Raw genomic sequence first — 23,526 nt, 5'->3', positions numbered from 1 at the left:
GGCAGGTCGCGCCAAGGGCTGTGGGGGAAGAGTGCGCGGCCGGTCAGCGGTCCAAGGAGTTGCAGACACAGGCGCGGTTTCCCTCGGCGTCCTCCAGGAGGGTGAAGGACGGCGCCTGCTTCTCGTCGACCACGCGCCCACCCGCGACGAGGGCCGCCTCGATGCGCTGCTCGGCGACGTCGTGGGGGACCCAGACGTCGATGTGGAAGCGCTGGCGCGGGGTTTCGTGCGCGTCGGTGTGTTGGAACCACAGGAGCGGGACCCGGCCGTTGGGGTCCACGACGTCGTCCCCGTGCAGGGCGTCGGTGCTTCCGGTCAGAAGCGCGGCCCAGAACGGCCCGACGGCGGCGAGGTCCGCGGTGTCGAGCGCCAGTTCGATTTCGGCCAGGGCCACGGGGTCCGCGATGATGCCCTGTTCGCGGGCGATGTCGCTGATCGTCCGTGCGAGGTCCACGTCGCGTTCGGTGATGCCGGAGGCGTCGTGGCTGAGCAGCTTGATGTCCACGCGGGGGTAGGTGAGCGTCAGGTCGGGATGGTGGTTGGCCTCCTCGGCGGCCTCGCCGACGGCGTTGACGAAGCGCAGGCCTCCGGCGAAGTTCTTGGTGCGGAAGCGTCCGTGGAGGGCTTGGGCGAGGAGCCTCCAGTCGTCGAGGGCCGCGTCGAGGATCTGGGCTGTCGTGAGCTTGTCCATCTGCCCAGTATGGTCCGCTGACATGTCGTGTCCAGAGCTCGGGCCGGTTTGGCCGGGATTCAAAGCGGGTGGAAGTTGCTAGCCCCACACCCTTGTGGTTGGCATCGGAAGCACCTAATCTACAACCAAATGGTTGTACTTGAATTGAGTGAGACGGAGACCGACCGCATCTTCCAGGCACTGGCGGATGCGACCCGACGCGACATCCTTCGGCAGTCGATGCTCCAGGAGCGGTCGGTGTCGGAATTGGCGCGGAACTATGAGATGAGCTTCTCCGCGGTGCAGAAGCACGTGGCGGTCCTCGAGCGGGCCACGCTCGTCAGCAAGAAACGGCGGGGGAGGGAGCAGATGGTGCACGGAAATCCGGAGGCGATTCGCCGGGCGGCGCACCTGCTCGCGGCGTACGAGGAGTCGTGGCGCGGACGCGTCGATCGGATCGGGGACATTCTCTCCGAACAAGTGAAGGGACAGGGAAAATGACGGTTATCAGTTCCACCAAAGACGCGGAGAAGCTCACCCTCGAGCTCGTCTCCGAGTTCGATGCCAGCGTGGAGAGGGTGTGGCAGGTCTGGGAGGATCCGCGTCAGCTCGAGCGCTGGTGGGGTCCGCCGACGTGGCCGGCCAAGTTCCAGCGCTTCGAGTTCGTCATGGATGGCGAAGTCCGCTATTTCATGACGGGCCCGGACGGCACCAAGGCGTACGGCTGGTGGAAGATCACCGACGTCGACCCCACCGGACGCCTGGAGTTCGACGACGGATTCGCCGGCGACGACGGCGAGCCGAGCGGCTTTCTGGGCGTGACCCACTGCATCGTCACCCTCGATGGCGACGACAAGAAGACCCGAATGAAGATGGTGTCCAGCTTCGTCAGCCTCGAGCAGCTGGAGGAAATGGCGCACATGGGCATGGAGGAGGGAATGCGCGAGGCCGTCGGCCAGATCGACGCTATCCTCGCGGAGCAGCGCGTGCAGTAGCGGCCTGTGAGGGACTGCTTCTGGGGTTTCGTGGTTAAGCTGCCTCGTCCGGTTTTTGCGCAGTTTTTCCGCTTGTTTTCGTTGCTTCTTAAGCTTTGGCGAAGTTTGTCCGCAGGATACCGGAAGGTGGGTTCCCGGGGCCGTTCCGGGCGGATAACTTTTTGAATGTAGGTGCAGGGCGGGGCGAAGGCCTCCCCGGGGCACCATCGTCCAGCACGACCCGGCGCTACGACCGGGACGCGTCGCCGGCAGCCGCTCAGGGCCCGCCGGGCACCCCACTCAGGAAAGCAGAAATCACCATGCGCAAGCCAGCCAAGATCGTAACCGCCCTCGCCGTCGCAGGACTCGCCTTTGCCGGCGGCTCCGCCTTCACCGGCACCGGCCTCTCCAACACCGCACCGGCCACCCAGTTCATCGGCGGTACGGTCAGTCAGAGTGTCACCGGGGCAACGCTGGCCGGGGTCACGTATGGTTTCGCGGACGCCGGGACCAACACCCTGGTCAACGAAATCACGCTGGCCTTCGCCGACACCGCCGACGGCCGCACCGTCGCCGCCGTGCCGAGCGGCGGATCCGGCGGCACGTTCTCCTGCGGCGCCGTCTTGAACAACGCCTCGACCTGCGCGTTCACCCCCGCCACGACCGAGACGGGCTACACCGGCCTCACCTCGCTGGCCGTCACCGTCAGCTAGTAGCCGCGTAGGAGGCGGCCCGCACCCGTTCGCGGGGGTGGGCCGCCTCCTTCAAGGTTTCCTCCACCGTTCTTCCCCACTACCTTTTGCCGAGGCCAGCATGACGAACCGCATCCCTCGCCGCCTGAAAACGGCGATGCTTGCGTTCTTGTGCCTTCTAATGTCGCTGGCCGGGGTGGCGTTGGCGTCCGGACAGGCCGCCGTTGTGACCACCGAGGGAACCAGCATGAACCCCGTCTACCACGAGGGGGACCTCGTGGTGATTGCCCGTGCGCCGTCCTACGACGTGGGACAGATAGCGGCCTTCCGGTTCGCGGAGGGTCGGGAAGTCGCCCTGCACCGCATCATCGACGGCGACGCCGACGGATTCGTGTTCAAGGGCGACAACAACGAATCCATCGATCCGGCCCGGCCGACGGCCGAGAACATCATGGGCCGCGCGGTCCTCCACGTTCCGCAAGGCGGCTACTGGCTCGCACGGCTGACCAGCCCGCCCATGCTCGCATTGGTGGCCTTCGGCCTGGTCACCAGTGGCGGAGTCGCCGCCACCCGCCGCAACCGCAGACGAAAGAGAGCAGCCATGTCCCCGCAAACCAGCAACCGCATCCTCCCGCAGGTTGCGGGTCTGACACCGGCCACGACGGGCGCGGCCGCGGCCGCGGGACTGGCAGGAATTGTCGGTGTGCTCCTCGCCGGGCTGGCCTGGACCGCCCCGCTGACAACGGAGGCCGCGCCTGCGGAGAATACCCGCATGGTCTTCTCCTACAGCGCGGACGTCGGCCAAAGCCCCGCCTACGACGGGACCACGGCCGAATCGCCGGACCCGGTCTTCCGGAAACTCGCCGACACCGTCGACGTGCACCTCGCCTACCGGGGCGAACCGGGCACGATTAGGGTGGCCGCGGAACTCTCCACCCCCGAGGGCTGGCACTCGACCATGCCGCTCGCGGAACCGACGACGTTCACGGGCGACCGCTACGAAGCCGACATCAAGCTTGACCTCAAGGCCCTCGAGGCCAAGGCCCACGCCGCGGCGGAAGCCACTGGACACCCGGCCGGAGCCGTGAGCGTCAGCGTCGTGCCACACGTGACCAACCCCGCCGGACTGGATTTCGAACCCGCGCTGAGCCTGGTGCTCTCGCCCCTGCAGCTGGCCATGACCGGCGAACCGACGGACCTGACCGTCACCGACGCCGGGACTCCCGGCCAAACCGACCGCACGATCGGACCCCAGGCCTGGAACTTCACCGCGGAAACAGCCCGCGCCGTATCCGCCGTTCTTTTGGCCGCCGCACTGTTGGCCGGTGCCGCCCTACTCCTGCGCGCCCGCCGCGAAACGCCCGGCGACGAGGCCGAGGCGATCCGGCGCCGGTACGCCCAGCTACTCATCCGCGTCCGGCCGGTAAGCGCCCCGGAGGGACGTCCGGTCATCGACGTGGCCACCTTCCCGACGCTGGCGAAACTCGCGGAACGGTACGGACTGCTGGTGTTGCACTGGTCCCGCAGCGAGGTGGAGACCTTCATCGTCCAAGACGAGAACATCACGTACCGCTATCGCACCGGCGACGGACCAAAACACGCCGACTATCCCAGGGCCCAAACCGCTCCAATCCAGTCTTGAAGTTCCCCGTTGCTCCCCGGAACCGATCTTTGTATCGGGTTGTCGTCGGATCTTGGCGACTCTGAAGGACGGGACGGTTTGCATCCAACAGGTGCAAGAAGCCCGCGGTTGATGGACAAACGAATGGAGTCGCGATGGTCGATCCGCAGCGGTTCGAGAACGCTCAGAACCTCCCGGTGTCCGAGGGCGCGCTTGCGACTCGTGTGTCGAAAATGAACGTCTACCGTCTCTTGCGGGCCGGGGAACTGCCCGCCGTGCGCTTCGGAAGAACGTACCGCGTGCCCGAAGAAGTCATGCATTCGTACTTCGTGCACGCGCGGAGTGCGGTCGGACTAGCGCTCGACCTTGTTCTCCTGACGGATACCAGGACCGCGCAACCTGCAAGCCAATCGGGTCAGGAGGGCGGATTCCAAGACCGGGAAATTTCCCGGCCCGTTACGCCTCCGCTGCGGATTGACGATCCGGTTTCGTGCCAAGTGCCGTCCGAAGACGCAGTGTTTCCGCAGGATCCGCCTGGCGACGGATCCCAGGCGCTGTCGGCTACCTACGCTTGGAAGATGGTCAATATAGGTGGGCGATTCCGCGAAGACGGCGGAGCATGCCCTGTGGGGCATTCGGCTCTTGGGGATGACCACATGCTGGGCGATTCGGCGCAGTGTGATCCACTCATCGACCCGAACGTCATCCGTGAGCTGAGAGAAGATCTGCACATCCCCGATGCGGCGGACAGGTTCGTCTATGACTTCGCGGCAATGTGGCCGGCGAGATTTGAACGGTTGTTGCGGTCCGCCGAACGACAGAACCGCGAATCGTTGCACGATGCCGTTCTGAGCCTGAAGGTAACGTCCACCATGGTTGGCGCCGTCCGGCTAAGGCGGCTCACTGAGAACTTCGAGGAAAACATCAATCGGTCATGGCCGGTTTCGATGGTAAAACCGCTTGCTTCCATTCATTTTTGTGGAGATCTTACGGTGCGCGAGCTCAGGAGAATCCATAGGACCGGGACCTGAGGTCGGGATTCGTTAGCTTTGGCGTGCCGGTACCAACCGGTAGCCGACGCCGCGCACTGTTTGGAACCATCTTGGCGAGGCCAGGTCTTCGCCCAGTTTTCGGCGGATATTGCCGACATGCACCTCGACGGCCCGCTCGTCGGCCTCGCTGATATGGGAGTCCCTCCTGAGGTATTCTCCGCGAACCACGCGCACGAGGTCGGCCTTGGTCCGCACGCCCCCCGCCCTCAGGAGTTCAAACAGAATGTCGAACTCGCTCTTGGTGAGCTCTATCCCCCTGCCGTCTAGGTGGGCCGTACGCGCCTCCCTGTCTACGGTCAGCCCGTTGTGGGAAATGGTATCCCCCGTCTTCGTCGGGCGAGCGCTCTTGGTGGAGACCGCCGAATTGCCCATGGAGGCCGAGCGAGGCCGCCGTAACATGGCGGCGATTCTAGCCCGCAATTCGCGCGGACGGAACGGCTTGGTGATGTAGTCGTCCGCTCCGGCCTGAAGGGCGGTAAGCGTGTCCATCTCCTCCGCGCGGGCCGTGAGCATGACCACATAGCAGTCGCTCATGAGTCGAATTTGGCGGAGCACTTCGTGGCCGTCGACGTCTGGAAGGCCGACATCCAGTGTGACGACGCTCGGCTGCTGTAACCGCACCAGTTTGACCCCGTCCCTGCCGGTGGATGCCACAACCACGTCGAATCCCGCCTCTCTGAGCACGGCTCCGATGAGAAATCTGACGTCGGCATCGTCCTCGATAACGACTGCCGTTCCCTGCTCGTGCACGGTCCCTCCTCTTCGTCTTCTTCCCCTCCAAGGTCCCTTCTAAGAAAGTCACTTTCCAACCTATACGCAACATGCGCAACGGGTAACACAGGGGCACCTCAACTCGGATACGGGAGACTGTGACTTATCCTGCAAATATCAATAAACGAAATGATTGGTTCGACATTCCACCCGGGAGCTATCGCCCGTGAACACGTCAAGCATGGACACTGCGGCTGAAGCGCCCGGAATCAACGGCCTAAATAGCCGGTTCCACCGCCTCGGACCCAGAGCCCGGGTGGTGCTCTGCCAGCTACCACTAGCCATTCTGGTCTCGATAGTCATCGGCATCTCCTTGGCCCGGTGGCCGGGGCTAATCGGCGAAACCTCGTTCCTCGTTGGACTGGCGTTCCATGCCGCGCTGTTTCTTGGATGTTTCCTGGTGCCGTGGGAACGACTGGGGGCCAACGCGTACCTGGCTGTCCCGTTGCTGGACCTAGTCGCCATCGGTTTCACCAGAAACTCCGCACCGGACCTCCTGTCGGGACTCGGGGCGCTGAGCGTCTTCCCTGTCATTTGGTTGTCCGCCTCCGGCATGCGGCCGCTGTACAGCCTGCCTGCCAGCTTCGTGGGTCCGCTTTTCATCGTATTGCCCCCGTTTCTGAACCTTCCGAATATGGGTTCCACCAGTTTGTCGATGTTGTTGCTGCCCGTAGTGATGGTGGCCGTGTGGGCGGCAGTGCATTTTGCCAGCGTGAACGGACGGCTACAACAGGGAAGGTTGGAGCGCAAGGACGCGGAACTCCGGTGTCTTCTTCGGACCTCCGAGGAAAGGGAGCGGCTCTTGGCGACCATCCTGGAGACCGTCGATGTCGGCATCGCCGCGACTGATCGTCATGGCGAGGTGGTCTTGACGAACAGCTCGATGAGAACGTTGCTTGGGTTGCCGTCGCAGGAGGGTGGACAGAGCTCGAGCCCCGGCAGAACCGTCGCGGGGGATTCTTTGGAAGACGCTGAATTCTCGCTCTGGTCCTTGGGCCAAAAATTCCCCCTAAAACCATCCCGGGATCCTCTTCGTCGGGCGGCCAACGGCGAAACATTCGCGGACCAGACCGTGTGGATTGGGAAGAGCGCCCCGGAACGCGCGGTAACCGCCTCGGCCCGGTCCATAACGGACGAAGAAGGCTCCTTCAGGGGCTCGGTCCTCGTCTACAGCGACGTCACTTCCCTGGTCGAGGCCGTAGCCGCACAAGAAGACCTGGTTTCCAATGTGTCCCACGAATTTCGCACGCCGCTGACATCCATCGTCGGCAACCTCGATCTTGTCCTAGATCGCGCACCAAACCTGCCTGCCCACACGTATGAGCACTTGGACATTGTGCGCAGAAACGCGGAACGGTTACTCACTCTCGTATCCGATCTTCTCTATGCGGCCTCTGCGCCCAGTCACATGACCGCCCGGCCGAGCGACCTGGGGGCTCTCGTCGAGTCCAGGATGGACTCCGCCGAGGCGCAGGCAAGGGCTGTTGGGATTGTTTTGCAGCGGGACGTCCCCGGGCCCATATGGACCCTGATCGACCCCATCCGGATAGGCCAGGTAGTGGACAACCTACTTTCCAACGCAATCAAGTATTCCCCAGCCGGTGGGACGGTGAAGGTCACGGTTCATGGCGGGGGTGACGCCGTGACCCTGCGCGTGGCAGACGTCGGAATGGGTATGGAACCATCGGAAACGGCCCGGGTCTTTACTCGCTTCTACCGAACCGGCGGGGCGCGCGAATCGGGCATACCCGGGGCGGGACTCGGGCTGGCCATAACCAAGAACATTGTTGAAGACCACGGCGGATGCATTGGGTGCACCAGCGCGGCCGGTGAGGGAACTGTCTTCACGGTTGTCCTACCTTGTCCCGGGGACTCAACGGAAATGCAGTTGTTGCCCCGGAACCGCATGACCGACTAGGCGCAATACTCCAGCGCGGGCACGAGTCCGATCATCTGCTGCGGCAAGTACGCTGCCATCGCCGCACCCGCATCCGACTCCCGAGCGTGGTAGTGGGCGTATAGCTTGCGCCGGTCGACGCCGTGCTGATCGGGATCGCCCGGCGCATACTGCAAGTCCCGCTGGCGGCCGTCGTCTTCGCCGATGCCCTGTAGCCCTCTGTCATGCCACTGGAGTGCGCCAGGAAGCAGGTTTCGACGCAAGAATTCCACGCCCCTGGAATCAGGGGCCGGCTCGCCGTCCGCCGCAAATGCTCCAAGACTCAGGTCGTCCGCAGGTATTCCGTGTTCTCAAAGGTCCAGGACCGGTCCACATGGTCGGTGGTCCGGTCCCGCGAGGCGAGTTTCGCCAGATTTCTAATTTCTGGAAATCATCCACACCCTGCTTTGCAGGTGGGTATGGTCCGCGAAGCTACTTGCCGTTCGTGCATGCTCCGGCCTTGAAACCCGGATGCGCGTTGCCGTGCTGCCCCGGCGCGCACTGCTTGCTGCCCGGACCCGGAGGCTCGGCGGCCGCGGGGCCTGCGGCCGCGATGCTGCCCAGTACCAGCAACGTGCCCGCCATAACCGTTGTCGTCGTCTTGCGCATGATGCTCACCTGACCCTTTCTTAAGGGAGCGATGTTCCCACCGGTGTGTTGGTGACGGGGGCACACCGTGCTCAGCGTCGCTGTGTAGGCGACCGTGCCCCTCAAGTTCAGGGAACAGCGGTACAGCTGTGAGGTCAAGGGGAGGAAGTGACGAATGTGACCTGGCAGCGACGGCAGGGCGGGGCGTCTGCGTCCGCGGGGAACGGACCGGGCCGTTACGGCTGCGATTGAGGCCCACGCGGGGCTGGATGGGGCGCTGTGCTGCAGTACCCCGTGGAGGCGTGCGACGCGCGCAGAAAACAGTAGCCCCGCCCGGTCCACCGGGCGGGGCCTGTCAACGACGTCGTTAGCCTTCGATCGCCGGATTGCTCTTCGATTTGAGGGCCGCGAGCCGGGCCTCCACCTCGGAGACCTCGCCGAGGTCCTCGAGCTCCTCGAACTGCGAGTCGAGGGACGACGACGCCAGCTCGGCGGCACCGAGCGCGCGGGCTTCCTCGCGCCGGATTTTTTCCTCGAATCGTCCGACTTCGCTGGACGGGTCCATGATGTCGATCGACTTCACGGCGTCCATCATTTTGTTCTGCGCGTCGGCGTTGCGGGAGCGCGCGACCAGTTGGTTGCGTTGGGCGACCAGTTCGGTGCGCTTGCGCTTCATGCTCTCGAGGCCGGTCTTGAGCTTCTCCACGATTTGGGTCTGGGAGGCGATCGTGGCCTCCAGGGCCTTCGCTTCGCTCTCTTCGCGGATCTGATTCTGGATGGCGACCTTGGCGAGGTTGTCGAACTTCGCGGCGTTGGCCGCGTTGCCGGCCGCACGAAATTCCTCGGCCTTGCTGGAGGCCGCGAGGGCCTTGCGGCCCCAGTCGGCCGCGTCCTGCAGGTCGGCCTTCTGGTCGGTTTCGATCATGCGCAGGTTGCCGATGGTCTGGGCGACGGACTGCTCTGCCTCGGCGATGTTGTTCGTGAAGTCGCGGACCATCTGGTCCAGCATCTTCTGCGGATCCTCCGCCGAGTCGATTGCGGAGTTCACGTTGGCCTTGCCGAGCTGGGCGATACGACCGAATATGGACAGCTTCTTGGACATGGTGCCTTCCTGCGTGGGTCGGTGCTTCGGTGGTGTTCGTCAAGGACCAGTATCGTGCATTCGACGCCACGGCAGCACGCGGCCACAACCGGTCCGACCCTCACATTCCGGCCATCGGGATTTGCGGGGTTACTGTTCCCCGTCCACCTCTTCGACTTCCTCCGGCTCGAAGGTATTGGATTCGTCGGTGCTCGTCGCGCCGACCCCTTCGTCCGACTTCGGCATGGTGTCGTTCGCTCCGACGTCTTCGGGGCCACGATTCGATTCCCCAGGCTTGTGTTCCACTGTTGCTCCTCGTTGTCGAGACTCGGGTTAAGTGGCCCGATGCTACTCGCAGACGCACACCCCCAACAGACCTCCGTGGGCGGCCGTTCCGGACTCGCCGCGAACTCCCAGCCGGCACGGCTCGCCCGTCCACGCCCACCGGCGTACGGTGTGAGTACCGAGAGTTTGGACTGGGGAAGTGCCATGAAACCTGTTGTGAAGAAGTGGATGCCGGCGGCAGTCGTGCCCGCCACGATCGCCGCGCTGGCCTTGGGTGCCACGATGTCGGCCAACGCGGAGGTCGCGCTGGAGCCGAAGACGCCGGAGCAGGTGCTCCAAATGGTCGCCGACGCGGACGTCAAGGCGTTCTCCGGCGAGTTCCGCACCTCCACCAGCCTCGGCATCCCCGCACTGCCCGACGCCGGAGCCTCCTCCTCGTTCGGCCCGTCGCACGGCGGATCGCCCGGGGCCGAATCGCCAGTGGACGACGGCGGGGCAGAGGACGGCGCCGCCGGTCCCGAGCTCGACTCCCGGGTCGCGGAGCTGCTCAACCTCGTCTCCGGAACGAACGAGGCCCGCGTGTTCGTCGACGGGAAGAACAAGTCGCGCCTCCAGGTCATGGACGGCATGGAAGAGCGCAACATTATCCGCAAGGGCGCCAGCGTCTGGATCTACGACTCCGAGGACAACAGCGCCGTCCACACCACGCTGCCGGGCCACAAGGGCGGCAAGGGCCACCAGGACCACGGCCGGGACAAGACCCACGCGGACATTCCGACGACGCCGGACCAGCTCGCCGAACGCTTCCTGGACCACGCGGGCGAGTCCACCGACGTCACCGTCGAAGAGGGTTCGTCCGTCGCCGGCCGCGACGTCTACAACCTGGTGCTTACCCCGCAGACGGACCAGACGCTCGTCGAGGACGTGACCATCGGGGTCGACGCCGAGACCGGCGTCCCGCTGGCCGTCACCGTCGACGCGGTCGACCAGGAGGAGCCCGCCATCTCGGCGGCGTTCACCCGGTTCACGCCGGAGACCCCGGACGCCGACCTGTTCGAGTTCGAGCCACCGGCCGGCGCCACCGTCGAGGAGAAGAAGGCACCCGGCGGCGACAAGCAGCGCGGCAAGGGCGGCGAAAACCACAAGGGCAAGGGCTCGCCCGAGGACCGCGCCGAACGCAAGACCAACCACGGCGCCGAACACCGAAAGACGCTCGAGGACGCCGTCGACGGCGACGGCTGGGATGCCGTCGTGCGGGTTCCCGCCGAGCAGGTCCCGGCGGAGCTGACCGATTCCGCGCTGCTGGATCAGCTCGCCACGGAGGTCGACGGCGGACGCCTCCTCCACACCTCGCTGGTCAACGTGCTGATCACCGACGACGGCCGCGTGTTCGCCGGGTCGGTGCCCGTGGAGCGGCTCCAGGCCGCGGCCGACGCCGAGTGAGCGGGGCGGCCCCCACCGGGGACCTCGCGATCGAGACCACGGGGCTGAGCAAGCGGTTCGGCAAGCGCCACGCGGTCAACAACCTGGATCTGGCCGTGCCGCACGGCTCCGTGTTCGGTTTCCTCGGGCCCAACGGGTCCGGCAAGACCACCACCATCCGCATGCTGCTGGGCCTGGCGACCCCGTCCAGCGGCAGCATCAAGGTGCTCGGCCGGTCCATGCCGGAGCGGGCCATGGACGTGTTGCCGCGGGTGGGCGCGCTGGTGGAGGGGCCCGCGTTCTACCCCTATCTTTCCGGCCGCGCCAACCTGCTGCGGCTGGACGCCGCCGACCGCCGCGCCGACCCCGCCACGCGCAGGAAGCGCGTGGACCGGGCGCTGGAGACGGTGGGCCTGGCCAAGGCCGCGCGCCTGGCCGTCCACGCGTACTCGCTGGGCATGAAGCAGCGGCTCGGCATCGCCAACGCGCTGGCGTCGGACCACGAGCTGCTGGTTTTGGACGAGCCAACCAACGGACTGGACCCGCAGGGCACCCGCGAGGTGCGGCACCTCATCGCCTCGCTCGCCGGGGCCGGCACCACGGTGTTCGTCTCCAGCCACCTGCTCAGCGAGATCGAGCAGATGTGCACGCACGCGGCGGTCATGAGTGTCGGCAACAAGGTCGCGCAGGGCACGCTCGCGGACCTCCGCGCCGGCGGAGTCGGCCACGTCAGCGTCAAGACACCGGACGACGCCGGTGCCCGCGCCGTCCTGGCCCGGCTCGGTTTGGTGCCGGGTGTTATCGAGGGCGTCGTGCGGGCACCCCTGCCCGACGGCGGACCGGAGCCCGAGCGCATTGTCGCCGAGCTCGTCGCCGCCGGGGTTCCCGTGCGCGGGTTCTCGGTGGAGCGGCCCAGTCTGGAGGAGCGTTTCGTGGAACTGACGGGGGAGGGGTTCGATCTTGCGCAGTAGCGCGTTGCTGGTTTCGGAGCTGGGGATGGTGTTCCGGCGTCGCCGGACGTGGGCGATGCTGGTGGCGCTCGCCGCCGTGCCGGTGTTGATCGCGCTGGCCGTGCGCCTGACGTCCGGGCCGCCGTCGGGCCGTGGTCCCGCGTTCCTGGACCGGGTGGCGGGCAACGGGCTGTACGTGGCGATCGTGGGGATGTTCATGTGCATCCCGCTGTTCCTGCCGCTGACCGTGTCCGTGGCGTCCGGGGACACGATCGCGGGGGAGGCCGGGCACGGGACGCTGCGTTACCTGCTGATCGCCCCGGCGTCGCGCGCGCGGCTGCTGCTCGTGAAGTACATCGGGGCCGCGGCGTTCTGCGTGGCCGCCGCGCTGTCCGTTGCGCTGTCCGGTGTTCTGGTCGGCCTAGCGCTGTTCCCCGCGGGGCCGGTGACCCTGTTGTCCGGGGACACGTTGGAGCTGGGGGAGTCGTTCGTGCGGATCGGGCTGATCGCCGCGTACGTTGCCGTCTCGCTGATGGGGCTCGCGGCCGTGGGGCTGTTCATCTCCACGCTGACGGACGTGCCCGTGGGGGCGATGGCGGCGACGGCTGTGCTGTCCGTGGCCGCGCAGATCCTGGGGCAGCTGCCGCAGCTGGACTGGCTGCATCCGTGGCTGTTCACGCACCACTGGTTCGGGTTCGCGGACCTGCTGCGGGAGCCGATCCTGTGGACGTCGTTCGGGGAGAACGCGCTGTTGCAGGGTGGCTACGTGCTGGTGTTCGGCGCGCTGGCTTACGGGAAGTTCGCGACGAAGGACGTGCTCTCCTAGTGACGCGATTCCGGGCGGCGGTGGTGGTTGGCTGTCTGGCGTCCGGTCTGTTGCTGGGCGGTTGCGGCGCCGCGCCCTACGAGCGCAGCCAGCGGGGATTGCCGGAGGGTGTCACCGGCGGCGAAATCGGCGAACCGGCGGCCGTGTGGACGGCATACCCCGAGCTGTTTGCGGTGGTGCTGTACGGCAGCAGCAGCTGCCCGCCGGAGCCCGCGACGCTCGATGTCGCGGAACCGGACAAACTGATCATGACGCTGAAGGAAGCATCCAGCGGGCCGTGTACGGCGGATCTGGCTCCGACGAGCTACGAGTTCGCCGCCCCGGACGGGCTGGACACTGGCACGGACATTGCCATCCGCATCGGAGGGCGGTCGGTGGTGCTGGGGCCGCCGGCGGACTAGCCCCTCGGGGAGTCCGCCGGAGCCCGGCACCGCTACGGGGCCACAGGGGTTGCCCGGTACACCGCGGCCCGTCGTTCGAAGGTCACCGGATCCTCGAAGTACGCCGTGAAGGCCAGTTGGCCGGCGGTGTTGTAGGCGTCCTCGCAGAAGACGATGTCCGTGGGCACCTCTCCGCCCAGGCTGTCTCCGGGGCCGATGACCCGGTCCGCGACAGGATCGGGGCCGGTGAAGATTCCGCTGGGTTCGGGGAACGTGTTGCTGTCCAGCTCGGCCTTGAACGCCACCTTCCCGTTGTTGTTGATGGCGGGGCCGCGGAAGGGAAACCGGCTGTATGCGCCGCTGGTGTCGGCAACGGTCGTGAGTTCGCCGCCCGAGCCTGTGACCACGGCGAATACCTGCCCGGTCTCGTCGAAATATTGGTCGTGGAACGCCACTGTTCCGGACTCGTTAACGGAGGGCGAATGGTAGAAGTGACCCGCATTGGACGCGATGGTGGTGAAGTCGCCGACGGCTCCGCGGAAGATCCCGTTTTGACGATTGGCCCTTTCCTCGAACGCGATCTGGCCACTGTCGTTGATGGAGACGCCGTCGAAATCACCACTGAACAGGCCTTCGGAATTCAGGTAGTGGGTGGCGGTCGTGCCGCCGCTGCCGGACCACATGCCCAAGACGCCATTGTCCAGCTCGCCCCGGAACGCCACGGTTCCGTGGTTGTTGATGGTGGTGTCCACCCCGAAGAACCTGTATTCGCCGGCGTGGGTGCCGTCCGGCGCGGTGCGGGCCACCACCTTGACCGAAATGCCGTCCGCGGTGGCGATGACTTCACCGCTGCCGGAGGCGCTGCCCCTGGCCCAGAAGGACACCTGCCCCGAATCGTTGATCTTGGGGTTTCGACCCAGGCTTCGGAACCCGGCCAGGTCTTCGTTGACCATGAGCCGGATGCCACCGTTGGCATTGGCGCGGATGATGAGTTCGGTGGAGTTGGTCTCGCCGTTCGCGACCCTGAGCCGGCCGGTTTTGGTGACGATGTCGCCCCGTTCGTTGATCGCCGCGCAGCCGAACATATTCGGTTCGTAGACCTGGGCGCTATCGAGGACTTTCGTGAAGATGTATCCGCTGTCCGCCGCGACGGCGGGAGCGGGAAGGGCAACCGCAACGAGGGCGGCCGCCGACAACGCGGCTATGGAACTGCGTAGCCCGTGCCTGCGTACGGGGGTGGGACTACTCGCTTTCATCGGAACCTCCAGAAGAGTGCGAAACGCACCGAGCCGGGAATGCCCAGTGCTACCGCACAGCTTGCGCCGGACAGTTTGGGAAAAGGTTGTTGCCTGGGTCATCCGCGCGCGCCGCCGTTTGCGAGTCAGCGCAGGGCGGCCGGTGCCCAGGCTGGCCACCGCGTCTCAAAAGCCAGGGAGCCGTGGCTGTATTCGGCCGTGAGCCGGAAAGGGTGACGAGCGCTGGAATTGTCGTACACCTTCGTTGTGTCCGCGACTGTCGTGCCTTCGCGATGTATCCAGAGCCGCTCGTACCGGGTCGCGATCTTCTCCTCCGGCACGGAATGCCGGCCCAGTCCCACCCGCTCCGCGACGCGCACAAGTGAGACGCCCAGCGGGATCATGATCACGTGCAGGGTGACCGTACTTGAGCACGGATGCCTCTTTGACAGGATCGCCCTTGCTGGGATGGCCGAAGACGGTCTCGGTCCAGGAGCGCACGGCCTCCGTGAATTCTTCCTTGCAGTTGAGGGACGCAATACCGCTGTCGATACGTTCCTCCCAGCGAGTGGCCATGCGCATAGTGTGGCGGGCGGGTACATCGAATTGAAGAGTAGGACAAGCTCAGTCGGTGTGAGGCCAAAGAATATAGTTCTGCCGATCCAGGTTGGTTCCCGTGCGCTCTGGCGCGGCGCCGCGCCGTCGTCGAGCATGGGGGCATGCAGATCACCGACTGGTTGCTCGACGCCGATCCCTCCCTCCGCTGGCAGGTCATGCAAGACCTCCTCGACGAGCCGGAGGATGTCTTCCGGGTGGAGCGGGCGCGCGTCGCCCGGGAGGGGCACGGGGCGGAGCTGCTGTCCCTGCAGGACGATCGCGGCTACTGGAACAACGACGAATACGGCGAAGACGGCTGCCGCCGGAGCGTCATGTGGACCCTGGCGCTGCTGCGCCGCCTGGGCGTGGACCCCCGCGACCCCGCCGTCGTCCGCGCGGTGGGGAAGGTGCGCGACAATGTCACGTGGCACTACTGGGACGACCTGCCGTACTTCCACGGAGAGGTGGAGCCCTGCATCAACGGCGGCGTCCTGGCGCAAGGCGCCTACTTCGGCGTCGTGGGCGAGGGCAGCGAGCGGATCCTCGCGCGGCTTTTCGACGAGCAACTTGACGACGGCGGGTGGAACTGCGAAGCGCCGGAGTCGAAGCGCTCCTCGTTCGACACCACGTTGTGCGTGGTCGAGGGGCTGCTCGAGTACGAGTGCGCGGCGGGCACCGGCGCGGAGCGGGCGGCCGAGGCACGACGGCGGGGCGAGGAGTACCTGCTCGAGAGGTCGCTGTTCCGGCGGCTCTCGACGGGCGAGGTAGTCGAGCGCCGGTACCTGAACTTCTCCTTCCCGCCCTACTGGTTCTACGACGTGCTGCGCGCGCTCGACCACTTCCGGAGCGTCGGCGGCCCGGTCGATCCGCGGCTCGCGCCCGCGCTGGAGGAGCTGGTTTCCCGGCGCGGCGACGACGGACGGTGGGCAGCGGGGATAGCGTGGCCCGGCGAGACCTACCTCCACGTCGATGCGCCCGAGGGCGAGCCGAGCCGCTGGAACACGCTGCGGGCGCTCCGGGTCCTGCGGTGGGCCGACGCGGGTGACTAGTCCGTCAGCTCGACAAGCTGCGCTCGGAAGGCGCTCGTTGACCTGCCGACGGTCCACCGGCTCTCTGTGGGCCACATGGCTTAGGCCTATCGTCCGAGTTCTCCGGGCTCGTTATATCGCAATGACTTATACGTGGCTGATATGTTCCGGGTCCCGTCGGCGACGGTGGAACGCAACTCCATTAGGTATTGCTCGTATCGGCTGCGGTCGCGCCTCGAGTCACTCAGATATTTATTGCAGGCCCTTACCATGTGATCCAGCTGGGAGTGGATGCGTGTCTCCGAGCGAGTCGTCGCACGAGTCTGCTGAATGACATCTCGAAGGTTCAGGATAGACCGGGAACACGCCACGAAGTCCGGATTATCCTCGGCTACGGATAGGGTCCGCGGGTTTTTCAGGTTCCTCAGTGCGCGCTTGTGCGCCACAGTATCCAGAAGCAGCTGGAGTCCGGCCACTTCCTGGCGCCGACGTTCGAATCGATATGTGAAGTACGCGATCACCACCGTGATGAGGCCGCCGATGACAACAAGTAATAGCTCCATGAGGAAGTTCTGCGTATCCATGAGAACACTATGGGCGTTGGGATTCGACTGCTGCGAGCGCCTCGCCGGTGGTTAGTCGTCACGGGCGGTTGAGACGCAGGTTTCCTAGCGCGGCCGGTACCTCGAGTCCACGAGCGACGGAAGCATCTTTCCGATTTGTCCCCTTCTGGCCTCCCAGAGCACGGTTATAGGCTCCTTTCGGAAGGATCCTTCCGAAGTCCATGAGCGTCCCGCCGATAGACTCAACCACCATGAGTGCACCCGAACTTCAGCCCGGCGACCAGATTGTCTTCACCTCCCTGGAACTGGTCGACAAGAACGACCTTGCCAAGGCCACCACGGAGGCCGGATTCGTCGTCGGACCCGGCGTCTCGAAGAAGACGGCCCTGCTCGTCGCCGGCGACCCGGACGTCGACTCCACCAAGGCGCGCAAGGCCCGGGACTACGGCATCGCCGTGATCTCCGAGAAGGAATACGTCGACACCTACCTCGGCGGCGCGGTCACCGCGGACATCGACCTGGCCGCCGCCACCGCCCCCACGGGCGCCGCGGCCGTCGAGGGCACCGCCAAGCGCGACCTCCCCGCCCTCAAGACCGCCTGCAAGGCGCTGCGCGACGGCGCCTCCTTCCACGCGCTCATCCAGAGCACCGAACACGGCCGCTATATCGTCCGCGGGCCCGCCTTCCTCTCCGCGCTCGGTGAATGCTGGACGGTCGGCGGAATCCCCGTCGCGTCCTCCGCCGGGGTGCCGGACAAGTCCCTGCGCGGGCTGGCGCTCGCCGAGGGCCCCGAACACCCGGCCGACGACGACGCCTTCACCGCGCTCTCCGTGGAGCAGCGCCCCTACGGACGGTTCACCGTCTACGGCCCGGTGCGGACCATCGCCGGGGGACTGAAGGCGGTCGGGCCGTGGCTGATCGGGCACGGGGCGCTGGTCGAGTGAGTATTTGAGGTTTTGAGCACCACCCAATCGTGCGGTTCAGCACCACCGATCGTTCGAGGAGGACATCGTGGGGGGCGATCGAGGAGCGGCTCGGGAGCGTCCAGGCGATCGAGGGGTACGACGTCGCGAACCTCGCCCTGGGCAAGCGGATCCGGCTACCATTGCTCCACCATCCACCCGGAGCTGACCGAGGTGCTGCCCGAGTTCGCCGACGGCCTGGCCGCGCAGTACTTCGTGGGGCACGGCGCGGAGTTCGGCGACGAGGTGAAGGGCTTCACGATCGACGGGTCCGAGGGGCTGGAGGCGATCCCCGGGGTGGGGGAGGACCAGGACCGGGGCTACTACGCCATCACCATCAAGCCCACGGTGTTCGTGAACCTGGTCCCGGACCACGTGATCATCCACCGGATGTTCCCGATGGCCGTGGACCGCACGGTCGTGGAGTGCGACTGGCTGTACCTGCCCAGCGTGGTGGAGAGCGGGAAGGACGTCACGGCGTCCGTGGAGCTGTTCCACCGCGTGAACCAGCAGGACTTCGACGCGTGCGAGCGGTGCCAGCCGGCCATGGGCTCGAAGGTCTACGCGAAGGGCGGCGTGCTGGTCCCGAGCGAGCACCATATCGGCGCGTTCCACGACTGGGTGCAGGAGATGGTGGGGGACGCGGTCCCGCGCGGTTAGCGCGGCGTGTAGCCCATGTTGGCGCTGGCCTGGAGCCCGGCTTCCTTGAGCGATTCGAGGAGGCCGGGCTTTTGGGCGGGGTCGAAGCGGAAGGCCGGGCCGGCGATGCTGATGGATCCGACGACGTTGCCCAGGTGGTTGCGCACGGGGACGGCGACGGCGTTGATGCCGATCTCGTACTCCTCCTCGCTGATGGCGTAGCCGTCGCGGGCGACCTCCACGAGCTGGAGCTCGAGTTCCTTGCGGCTGGTGATGGTCTTAGGCGTGCGCGCCGTCATGCCGGTTTCCTTCAGGATCCGCTGGCGCTCCTCGGCGGGCAGCGCGGCGAGGAGGACCTTGCCGCTGGACGTCGTGTGCAGCGGGGTGAGGCTGCCGACCCAGTCATAGGCGGCGAGCGTGGAGGGGCCCATGGCCTGGTCCACGTTGACGGCGAAGTTGGAGCGCAGGACGGCGAGGTTAACGGTTTCCTTGTGTTCGTCCGCGAGGGCCTCCAGGACGGTGCGGGACTCGCGGACCAGGCTGAGGCGGCCGGGGATGGAGCTGGCGAGGCGGAGGATACCGAAGCCGAGCTGGTACTTCCCGCGTTCGCTGTTCTGCTGGACGATATCCCGGGCCACGAGGGATCCGAGCAGCCGGGAGGCCGTGGACTTGTGGATGCCGATCTCCTCGGCGATCTCGCTGACGCCGGCGTCGCCGAGGCGCGCGATGATCTCCAGGATGGCGAGGGCGCGGTCCACGGACTGCACGCCGCCGTGCTGTCCGGAGTCCGTGTCAGTCTCGTGGTCCGGGTCGTTCTTCGATGACATGGTGGTGTGTTCTCTCTGGTTGCTGCTGGATCCTAAGCAAGCGTTGGTGACTTATCCGTCGATCCTATGCCGGGAAGCACATCGGCGTAGGCACCTCCAACACACGCTGCCAGGTCACCTGTGTCTCGTCCGGTCGGCATCTTGGGAGCTAGGCTGACGGAACTTGTAGGTTCACTGTTTGGGGGAAATTCATGAAGGAACGGCCGAGGTCCATTGTTGTCCTGTTTGCATGGACGTTGATTAGCTGGCTTGCTACAGGCGTCGTCACAGCCATCACCGTTGCGGTTTCGGCTGGAAGCCTCATCGGCGTCATGACTGGGGACGCGTCTGGTGTGCGCGACGCCTCCGTCTACCTTGTGCTCATCTCAGTGCTTTCCATCGTCACGCTTGTGCTGACTCTTGCGACCCTGTTCCGGGCTGCGGCGGCGATCGACTGGCTCGTTGAAACACAACCAGTCCGCTCTGCTTCCACGTCGACTGCTTCGATGCGGACAGTCGCCGGTACAGACAGGTAGTTACATACAAGGCAAACGGGCCGTCGATAGTTTGCATTGCAACTTGTCGGGTGGTCACCGTAGCCTGGCCGCACAGACTTCATCGGGGGAAAAATGGCTCATGACTTGGGCGAAGGTATCTACGAGACGTTGCTGACCACGGGCATAGCTGCTCGACTCGAGGCACTAGTGGACTTCAATCGAACCGTGGAAGACATTCCAAGGCATGCAGCCTCCGCGGCATTGGTGCGATATATGTCAGTGGCTGTCGTAGACAAGCTGGGCAGTCTTGAGCCCGAAGCGATGGTCCGCGTCGCGAATCGCCTGCTCGAAGTGATTGACCATGATGACCGTGTGCTGGAAGGGCCACGCCAAGTCCTGTCACTGACGCGCAACTCGGCGGTGCTCCCCCGTTCGTTCACGCGTCCGACCACTCCGCTGAGCGATGCCGCTCTCCTCACGAACAGTGGCGAGGACCCTCATCTTGCATCTGAACTGCGCGCTGAACTCGCCTCGGCCGATCGCGTTGACCTCTTATGCGCCTTCATCAAATGGGAGGGGCTCAGGCTCCTTGCGGAGGCATTGGATGAACTCCGCGGTCGTGGAGTGCCGTTGCGTGTCATCACCACGACCTATATGGGTGCGACGCAGCGCCATGCGATCGACGAACTGGTCCGGAGATATGGCGCGGAAGTTCGCATCAACTACGAAACCAATGCAACACGCTTGCACGCGAAAGCCTGGATGTTCCACCGGAACACGGGTTTCGACACTGCCTACGTGGGCAGCTCAAACCTCAGCAGGCCGGCACTGCTTGACGGTCTGGAATGGAACGTGCGGCTTTCTGGGATCGCAACCCCGGCATTGCTCCAGAAGTTCTCCCTGACCTTCGACAGCTATTGGGCACAGGATTCCTTCGTTCCCTATGACCCCGACACCGACGCGGATCGGCTCGATGCCGCCCTTAAGCGTGCTGGCGGAACTACGGCCGACCGCACGTTGGGCGCCACAGGGCTGGAAGTCGTGCCGCTTCTTCATCAGAAAGAGATGCTGGAAGAACTGGACGCTGCGCGAACGAACCGCGACGAACACAGGAATCTCGTGGTTGCGGCTACCGGGACCGGCAAGACGGTCCTGGCAGCCATGGACTACAAGCGACTCTGCGAAAGTGCGGGACGAGAGCTGACCCTGCTGTTCGTCGCACATCGCAAAGAGATTCTCGAACAGTCGCTATTCACATACCGCAAGGTGCTTGGGCGTGGTTCCTTCGGAGAGTTGTTTGTCGACGGCCAAAAGCCTGCGGTGTGGAAGCACGTGTTCGCAAGCGTCCAGTCGCTGGCAGCTCTAGGCCTGGACAAGCTCCAGCCAGATGCCTTCGACGTCGTCGTGATCGATGAATTTCACCATGCTGAAGCGGCCTCCTATCGGCGGCTCATCGACTTCCTGAACCCAATGGAACTGCTCGGCCTGACTGCGACGCCCGAACGCGGGGACGGCGTCAATGTGGCAGATACATACTTTGCGGGCCGAATCACGTCAGAGTTGCGCCTCTGGGACGCCCTTGACGCCGACCTGCTCGTACCGTTCCACTACTTCGGAGTTTCGGACGATGTCGACCTGACCGCCATCGAGTGGAAGCGTGGCAACTACGACCTCGAACAGCTCGACAATCTGTATACGGGCAATGACGCGCGGGCCTTCAAGATCATCAATGAGCTACGCGACAAGGTCCTGAGCACGGGGCAGATGCGGGCACTGGGCTTCTGCGTATCCGTCCAACACGCCAACTACATGGCCAAAGTGTTCAATGCGGCAGGGATCCCTTCCGTCGCTGTTTCTGGTTCTTCGACGCGGGAGGAGCGGGAGGGCGCTCTGGCAGCGCTTCGAGCTAAGGAGCTCAATTGCGTCTTTGCGGTGGACCTGTTCAATGAAGGGCTCGACGTTCCCGAAGTGGACACGATTCTTCTTCTCCGGCCGACGCAGAGCAGCACTGTGTTCCTGCAGCAGTTGGGCCGTGGCCTGCGCCGCGCCGACAACAAAGCCGTCCTCACCGTGTTGGACTTCATCGGCCAACAGAGGCGAGAGTTCCGATTCGACGTGAAATACCGGGCGCTTCTCAATGTCTCCCGTAGGGGACTGGCAAGAGTCATCGACGGGCAAGTGCCCGGCCTGCCGTCCGGGTGTCAGCTGGTCCTCGACCGCGTGTCGCGTGGGATCGTGCTCGCAAACCTTCGAGACCAGTTGCGCTTGAATCGACCGGCGTTGGCTCGTGAGGTTGCTTCGCACGGACAAATTGATCTTGATGATTTCCTAGAGGAATCAGGACGTGATTTCAGAGACGTCTACCGCAAGAGCGGGGATTCCTGGACCGAGCTGGTCCGACAGGCTGGCCTCATTCGCGCCAGGTCTCCCTGGGAGGAAGGTCTGCCCATTCCTGAGTCCCAGAGGGAGGCTGAGCGCGCGCTACTCAAGCGCGTTTCCCGCTTCCTGCACGTAGACGATGTCGAGCGGGCAACCGCTTACGGCGAGCTATTGGACGCGGAAGCGCCGCGCTACGCAAACCTCGGTCCTCGTGAACAGACATTCGCGAGGATGCTGTTCTACACATTCTGGGACGACGCCGGCGGATTTGGGTCCTACGACGCCGGCTTGGATCGGATTCGTTCCAGCGGATACCTAGTGAAAGAACTGAGGGGCGTATTCGATCGTTCCATCGCCCACGGTGGCCATGCGCCGAAGTCACTAGGAATAGGCCTGCAGCAGATCCCGCTCTACTCACATGCCACCTATTGGCGCAGTGAGGTACTCGCAGCCCTAGAATACGGTTCGCTGGAACTCGGCAAGGGCGTGAGTCACCGGGAGGGTGTCGCCTGGTGCCCACGTACGAAGGCCGACGTTCTCTTCGTGACCCTCGACAAAGACGAGGAAACGCACACCCCGAACACTCTCTATAAGGACTACGCGCTCAGCCCGAATCTGTTCCATTGGGAATCACAGAACGCTACGTCTTCCGAAAGCCCAACGGGGCGCCGCTATCTGAACCGAAAGACCAGCGACTCGCACGTCATCCTCTTCACAAGAGACGTAGCTAAGGATGCGGAGGGCATGGTGCAGCCCTTCACTTGTCTTGGCGCTGTCGACTATGTCCAACATCGCGGAGAAAAGCCGATCGCAATCACTTGGAAGTTGCAACGGGAGATGCCGGTCGACGTATTCACGTCTGCGAATGCGGCTGCTCGATAGGTGTAAAAACCGATCGACTCCAGCCGCGCCCACCTTGCCGGCGCCGAGGCATTCAACCTCGATGCGCTGACCCGTCCGTCACCAGCAAGGACACCGACCATGACCGTGCATGACCACCACCTCACTGCCGATGACATGCCACTGTTTACGACGCTGCGGATGACCGCGTTCGAACAAGCCGTGATCGACATCACCGCGTGCCCCTCCGCGCCCACGAAGACCCGCACGCGCGGCGCCCCGCACAGCACGTCCCGGTCGAGATCCCAGCCCGCCGCCGTCAGCACGTGCTGCCGTCCGGCCGCGCGGTGAGTATTTGAAGGGTTGGAAGCCACCTGATATTGCCGTTCGGGGCCGCCGATATTGCGGTCGGGGCCGGCGTGGCGAAGCGCATGCCGGCGTTCTGGTCCCACGCGCTGACAGCCAGTCGGCGGCGAGCGCAGCCGGCAGGGTCCCGCCGATGACCCAGCCGAAAGACCGGCCGGACTGCATTGCCATCAGCCCGGGCTCGCTCAGCTCTGCCAACTCGTCGACGACGGCGGGCGGGTCGGTGGGGCCGACGCCTCGCTGCGGCACCGAGTTGAGCCATTCGAAGGCGTGGTACCTCGGCCGGTCCAATGCCTTCGCGTATGCATCGAGGGGGCGGAGACATGGCCCGATGGTAAGCCCGTGATTGTTGGAAGGGCTAGGGGA

25 protein-coding genes and 1 pseudogene are annotated in these 23,526 nt (G+C 65.0%); 16 read left to right on the top strand and 10 right to left on the bottom strand.

What is annotated here, in order from left to right; genetic code table 11:
- Positions 1-43 precede the first annotated feature (43 nt).
- Positions 44-691: a 4a-hydroxytetrahydrobiopterin dehydratase gene (locus tag ACHAAJ_RS05470; protein WP_435726986.1), complete on the bottom strand. Its 648-nt coding sequence runs from the start codon at positions 689-691 to the stop codon at positions 44-46.
- Positions 692-820: 129 nt separating this feature from the next.
- Between ACHAAJ_RS05470 and ACHAAJ_RS05465 the strand changes: the two genes are divergently transcribed.
- From ACHAAJ_RS05465 to ACHAAJ_RS05445, 5 genes are all read left to right on the top strand, one after another.
- On the top strand, positions 821-1,171 hold the full coding sequence (locus tag ACHAAJ_RS05465; protein ID WP_435726985.1) for an ArsR/SmtB family transcription factor: 351 nt from the start codon (positions 821-823) through the stop codon (positions 1,169-1,171).
- Positions 1,168-1,665, top strand: a complete 498-nt coding sequence (locus tag ACHAAJ_RS05460; protein WP_435726984.1) for an SRPBCC family protein — start codon at positions 1,168-1,170, stop codon at positions 1,663-1,665. Before ACHAAJ_RS05465 ends, ACHAAJ_RS05460 begins: the two co-directional genes overlap by 4 nt.
- Positions 1,666-1,964: 299 nt before the next feature.
- Positions 1,965-2,357, top strand: coding sequence for a hypothetical protein (locus tag ACHAAJ_RS05455; protein ID WP_435726983.1), 393 nt, complete (start codon positions 1,965-1,967; stop codon positions 2,355-2,357).
- Between the two features lie 100 nt (positions 2,358-2,457).
- Positions 2,458-3,978 (top strand): signal peptidase I, encoded by a 1,521-nt coding sequence (locus ACHAAJ_RS05450; protein ID WP_435726982.1) that lies wholly within the window; start codon positions 2,458-2,460, stop codon positions 3,976-3,978.
- A gap of 134 nt (positions 3,979-4,112) precedes the next feature.
- Positions 4,113-4,988, top strand: coding sequence for an excisionase family DNA-binding protein (locus ACHAAJ_RS05445; protein WP_435726981.1), 876 nt, complete (start codon positions 4,113-4,115; stop codon positions 4,986-4,988).
- 12 nt (positions 4,989-5,000) lie between these two features.
- Here the strand turns inward: ACHAAJ_RS05445 and ACHAAJ_RS05440 are convergent, their stop codons facing one another.
- Positions 5,001-5,759 carry a response regulator transcription factor gene (locus ACHAAJ_RS05440; RefSeq protein WP_435726980.1) on the bottom strand — a complete coding sequence of 253 codons (759 nt, stop codon included), beginning with the start codon at positions 5,757-5,759 and terminating at the stop codon, positions 5,001-5,003.
- A 187-nt stretch (positions 5,760-5,946) separates the two neighbouring features.
- On the opposite strand from ACHAAJ_RS05440, the gene ACHAAJ_RS05435 reads away from it, so the two are divergent.
- Complete coding sequence (locus ACHAAJ_RS05435) at positions 5,947-7,698, top strand: sensor histidine kinase (protein ID WP_435726979.1); 1,752 nt, start codon at positions 5,947-5,949, stop codon at positions 7,696-7,698.
- Here ACHAAJ_RS05435 and ACHAAJ_RS05430 read toward each other — a convergent pair.
- The 4 genes from ACHAAJ_RS05430 to ACHAAJ_RS05415 form a co-directional block, all read right to left on the bottom strand.
- Positions 7,695-7,949 (bottom strand): hypothetical protein, encoded by a 255-nt coding sequence (locus tag ACHAAJ_RS05430; RefSeq protein WP_435726978.1) that lies wholly within the window; start codon positions 7,947-7,949, stop codon positions 7,695-7,697. The genes ACHAAJ_RS05435 and ACHAAJ_RS05430 overlap by 4 nt on opposite strands.
- Positions 7,950-8,148: 199 nt before the next feature.
- Entirely contained in the window at positions 8,149-8,334 is a 186-nt protein-coding gene (locus tag ACHAAJ_RS05425; RefSeq protein WP_435726977.1) for a hypothetical protein, read from the bottom strand.
- A 337-nt stretch (positions 8,335-8,671) separates the two neighbouring features.
- Positions 8,672-9,406, bottom strand: a complete 735-nt coding sequence (locus tag ACHAAJ_RS05420; RefSeq protein WP_435726976.1) for a PspA/IM30 family protein — start codon at positions 9,404-9,406, stop codon at positions 8,672-8,674.
- Positions 9,407-9,535: 129 nt separating this feature from the next.
- Positions 9,536-9,691: a hypothetical protein gene (locus ACHAAJ_RS05415; RefSeq protein ID WP_435726975.1), complete on the bottom strand. Its 156-nt coding sequence runs from the start codon at positions 9,689-9,691 to the stop codon at positions 9,536-9,538.
- Between the two features lie 183 nt (positions 9,692-9,874).
- On the opposite strand from ACHAAJ_RS05415, the gene ACHAAJ_RS05410 reads away from it, so the two are divergent.
- Genes ACHAAJ_RS05410 through ACHAAJ_RS05395 form a run of 4 tightly spaced genes read left to right on the top strand, consistent with a single transcriptional unit; the run spans position 9,875 to position 13,269 of the window.
- Positions 9,875-11,113, top strand: a complete 1,239-nt coding sequence (locus ACHAAJ_RS05410; protein WP_435726974.1) for a LolA family protein — start codon at positions 9,875-9,877, stop codon at positions 11,111-11,113.
- On the top strand, positions 11,110-12,063 hold the full coding sequence (locus ACHAAJ_RS05405; protein WP_435726973.1) for an ABC transporter ATP-binding protein: 954 nt from the start codon (positions 11,110-11,112) through the stop codon (positions 12,061-12,063). Before ACHAAJ_RS05410 ends, ACHAAJ_RS05405 begins: the two co-directional genes overlap by 4 nt.
- A gap of 25 nt (positions 12,064-12,088) precedes the next feature.
- Entirely contained in the window at positions 12,089-12,868 is a 780-nt protein-coding gene (locus tag ACHAAJ_RS05400) for an ABC transporter permease (protein ID WP_435727163.1), read from the top strand.
- Complete coding sequence (locus tag ACHAAJ_RS05395; RefSeq protein WP_435726972.1) at positions 12,868-13,269, top strand: hypothetical protein; 402 nt, start codon at positions 12,868-12,870, stop codon at positions 13,267-13,269. The genes ACHAAJ_RS05400 and ACHAAJ_RS05395 overlap by 1 nt, the downstream gene beginning before the upstream one ends.
- Before the next feature lie 32 nt (positions 13,270-13,301).
- Here the strand turns inward: ACHAAJ_RS05395 and ACHAAJ_RS05390 are convergent, their stop codons facing one another.
- A complete protein-coding gene (locus ACHAAJ_RS05390; protein ID WP_435726971.1) occupies positions 13,302-14,504 on the bottom strand; it encodes a DUF7453 family protein in 1,203 nt (400 codons plus the stop codon).
- A gap of 125 nt (positions 14,505-14,629) precedes the next feature.
- On the bottom strand, positions 14,630-14,893 hold the full coding sequence (locus tag ACHAAJ_RS05385) for a hypothetical protein (protein ID WP_435726970.1): 264 nt from the start codon (positions 14,891-14,893) through the stop codon (positions 14,630-14,632).
- A 309-nt stretch (positions 14,894-15,202) separates the two neighbouring features.
- Between ACHAAJ_RS05385 and ACHAAJ_RS05380 the strand changes: the two genes are divergently transcribed.
- Complete coding sequence (locus ACHAAJ_RS05380) at positions 15,203-16,129, top strand: hypothetical protein (RefSeq protein ID WP_435726969.1); 927 nt, start codon at positions 15,203-15,205, stop codon at positions 16,127-16,129.
- An 86-nt stretch (positions 16,130-16,215) separates the two neighbouring features.
- Here the strand turns inward: ACHAAJ_RS05380 and ACHAAJ_RS05375 are convergent, their stop codons facing one another.
- Positions 16,216-16,692 carry a DUF6650 family protein gene (locus ACHAAJ_RS05375; RefSeq protein WP_435726968.1) on the bottom strand — a complete coding sequence of 159 codons (477 nt, stop codon included), beginning with the start codon at positions 16,690-16,692 and terminating at the stop codon, positions 16,216-16,218.
- Between the two features lie 230 nt (positions 16,693-16,922).
- Here ACHAAJ_RS05375 and ACHAAJ_RS05370 point away from each other — a divergent pair, with 230 nt between their 5' ends.
- Entirely contained in the window at positions 16,923-17,615 is a 693-nt protein-coding gene (locus tag ACHAAJ_RS05370; RefSeq protein WP_435726967.1) for a BRCT domain-containing protein, read from the top strand.
- A gap of 49 nt (positions 17,616-17,664) precedes the next feature.
- Positions 17,665-18,293 (top strand): annotated as a pseudogene (locus ACHAAJ_RS05365) (SRPBCC family protein); the annotation flags it as partial.
- Here the strand turns inward: ACHAAJ_RS05365 and ACHAAJ_RS05360 are convergent.
- On the bottom strand, positions 18,290-19,099 hold the full coding sequence (locus tag ACHAAJ_RS05360) for an IclR family transcriptional regulator (protein WP_435726966.1): 810 nt from the start codon (positions 19,097-19,099) through the stop codon (positions 18,290-18,292). The pseudogene ACHAAJ_RS05365 and the gene ACHAAJ_RS05360 overlap by 4 nt on opposite strands.
- Positions 19,100-19,290: 191 nt before the next feature.
- On the opposite strand from ACHAAJ_RS05360, the gene ACHAAJ_RS05355 reads away from it, so the two are divergent.
- The 3 genes from ACHAAJ_RS05355 (at position 19,291) to ACHAAJ_RS05345 (ending at position 23,145) form a co-directional block, all read left to right on the top strand.
- On the top strand, positions 19,291-19,614 hold the full coding sequence (locus tag ACHAAJ_RS05355) for a hypothetical protein (RefSeq protein ID WP_435726965.1): 324 nt from the start codon (positions 19,291-19,293) through the stop codon (positions 19,612-19,614).
- Between the two features lie 105 nt (positions 19,615-19,719).
- Positions 19,720-22,836, top strand: coding sequence for a DEAD/DEAH box helicase (locus ACHAAJ_RS05350; RefSeq protein ID WP_435726964.1), 3,117 nt, complete (start codon positions 19,720-19,722; stop codon positions 22,834-22,836).
- A gap of 99 nt (positions 22,837-22,935) precedes the next feature.
- The gene (locus tag ACHAAJ_RS05345) at positions 22,936-23,145 is read left to right on the top strand and encodes a hypothetical protein (protein WP_435726963.1); all 210 of its coding nucleotides are present in this window, start codon (positions 22,936-22,938) and stop codon (positions 23,143-23,145) included.
- Positions 23,146-23,526: the final 381 nt, after the last annotated feature.

The sequence above is a fragment of the Arthrobacter arnarulunnguaqae genome, assembly GCF_051262515.1.
GTDB lineage: Bacteria > Actinomycetota > Actinomycetes > Actinomycetales > Micrococcaceae > Arthrobacter_N.
Note: the sequence above shows the minus strand (reverse complement) of the source record. Positions and strands in the feature narration are given on the sequence as shown.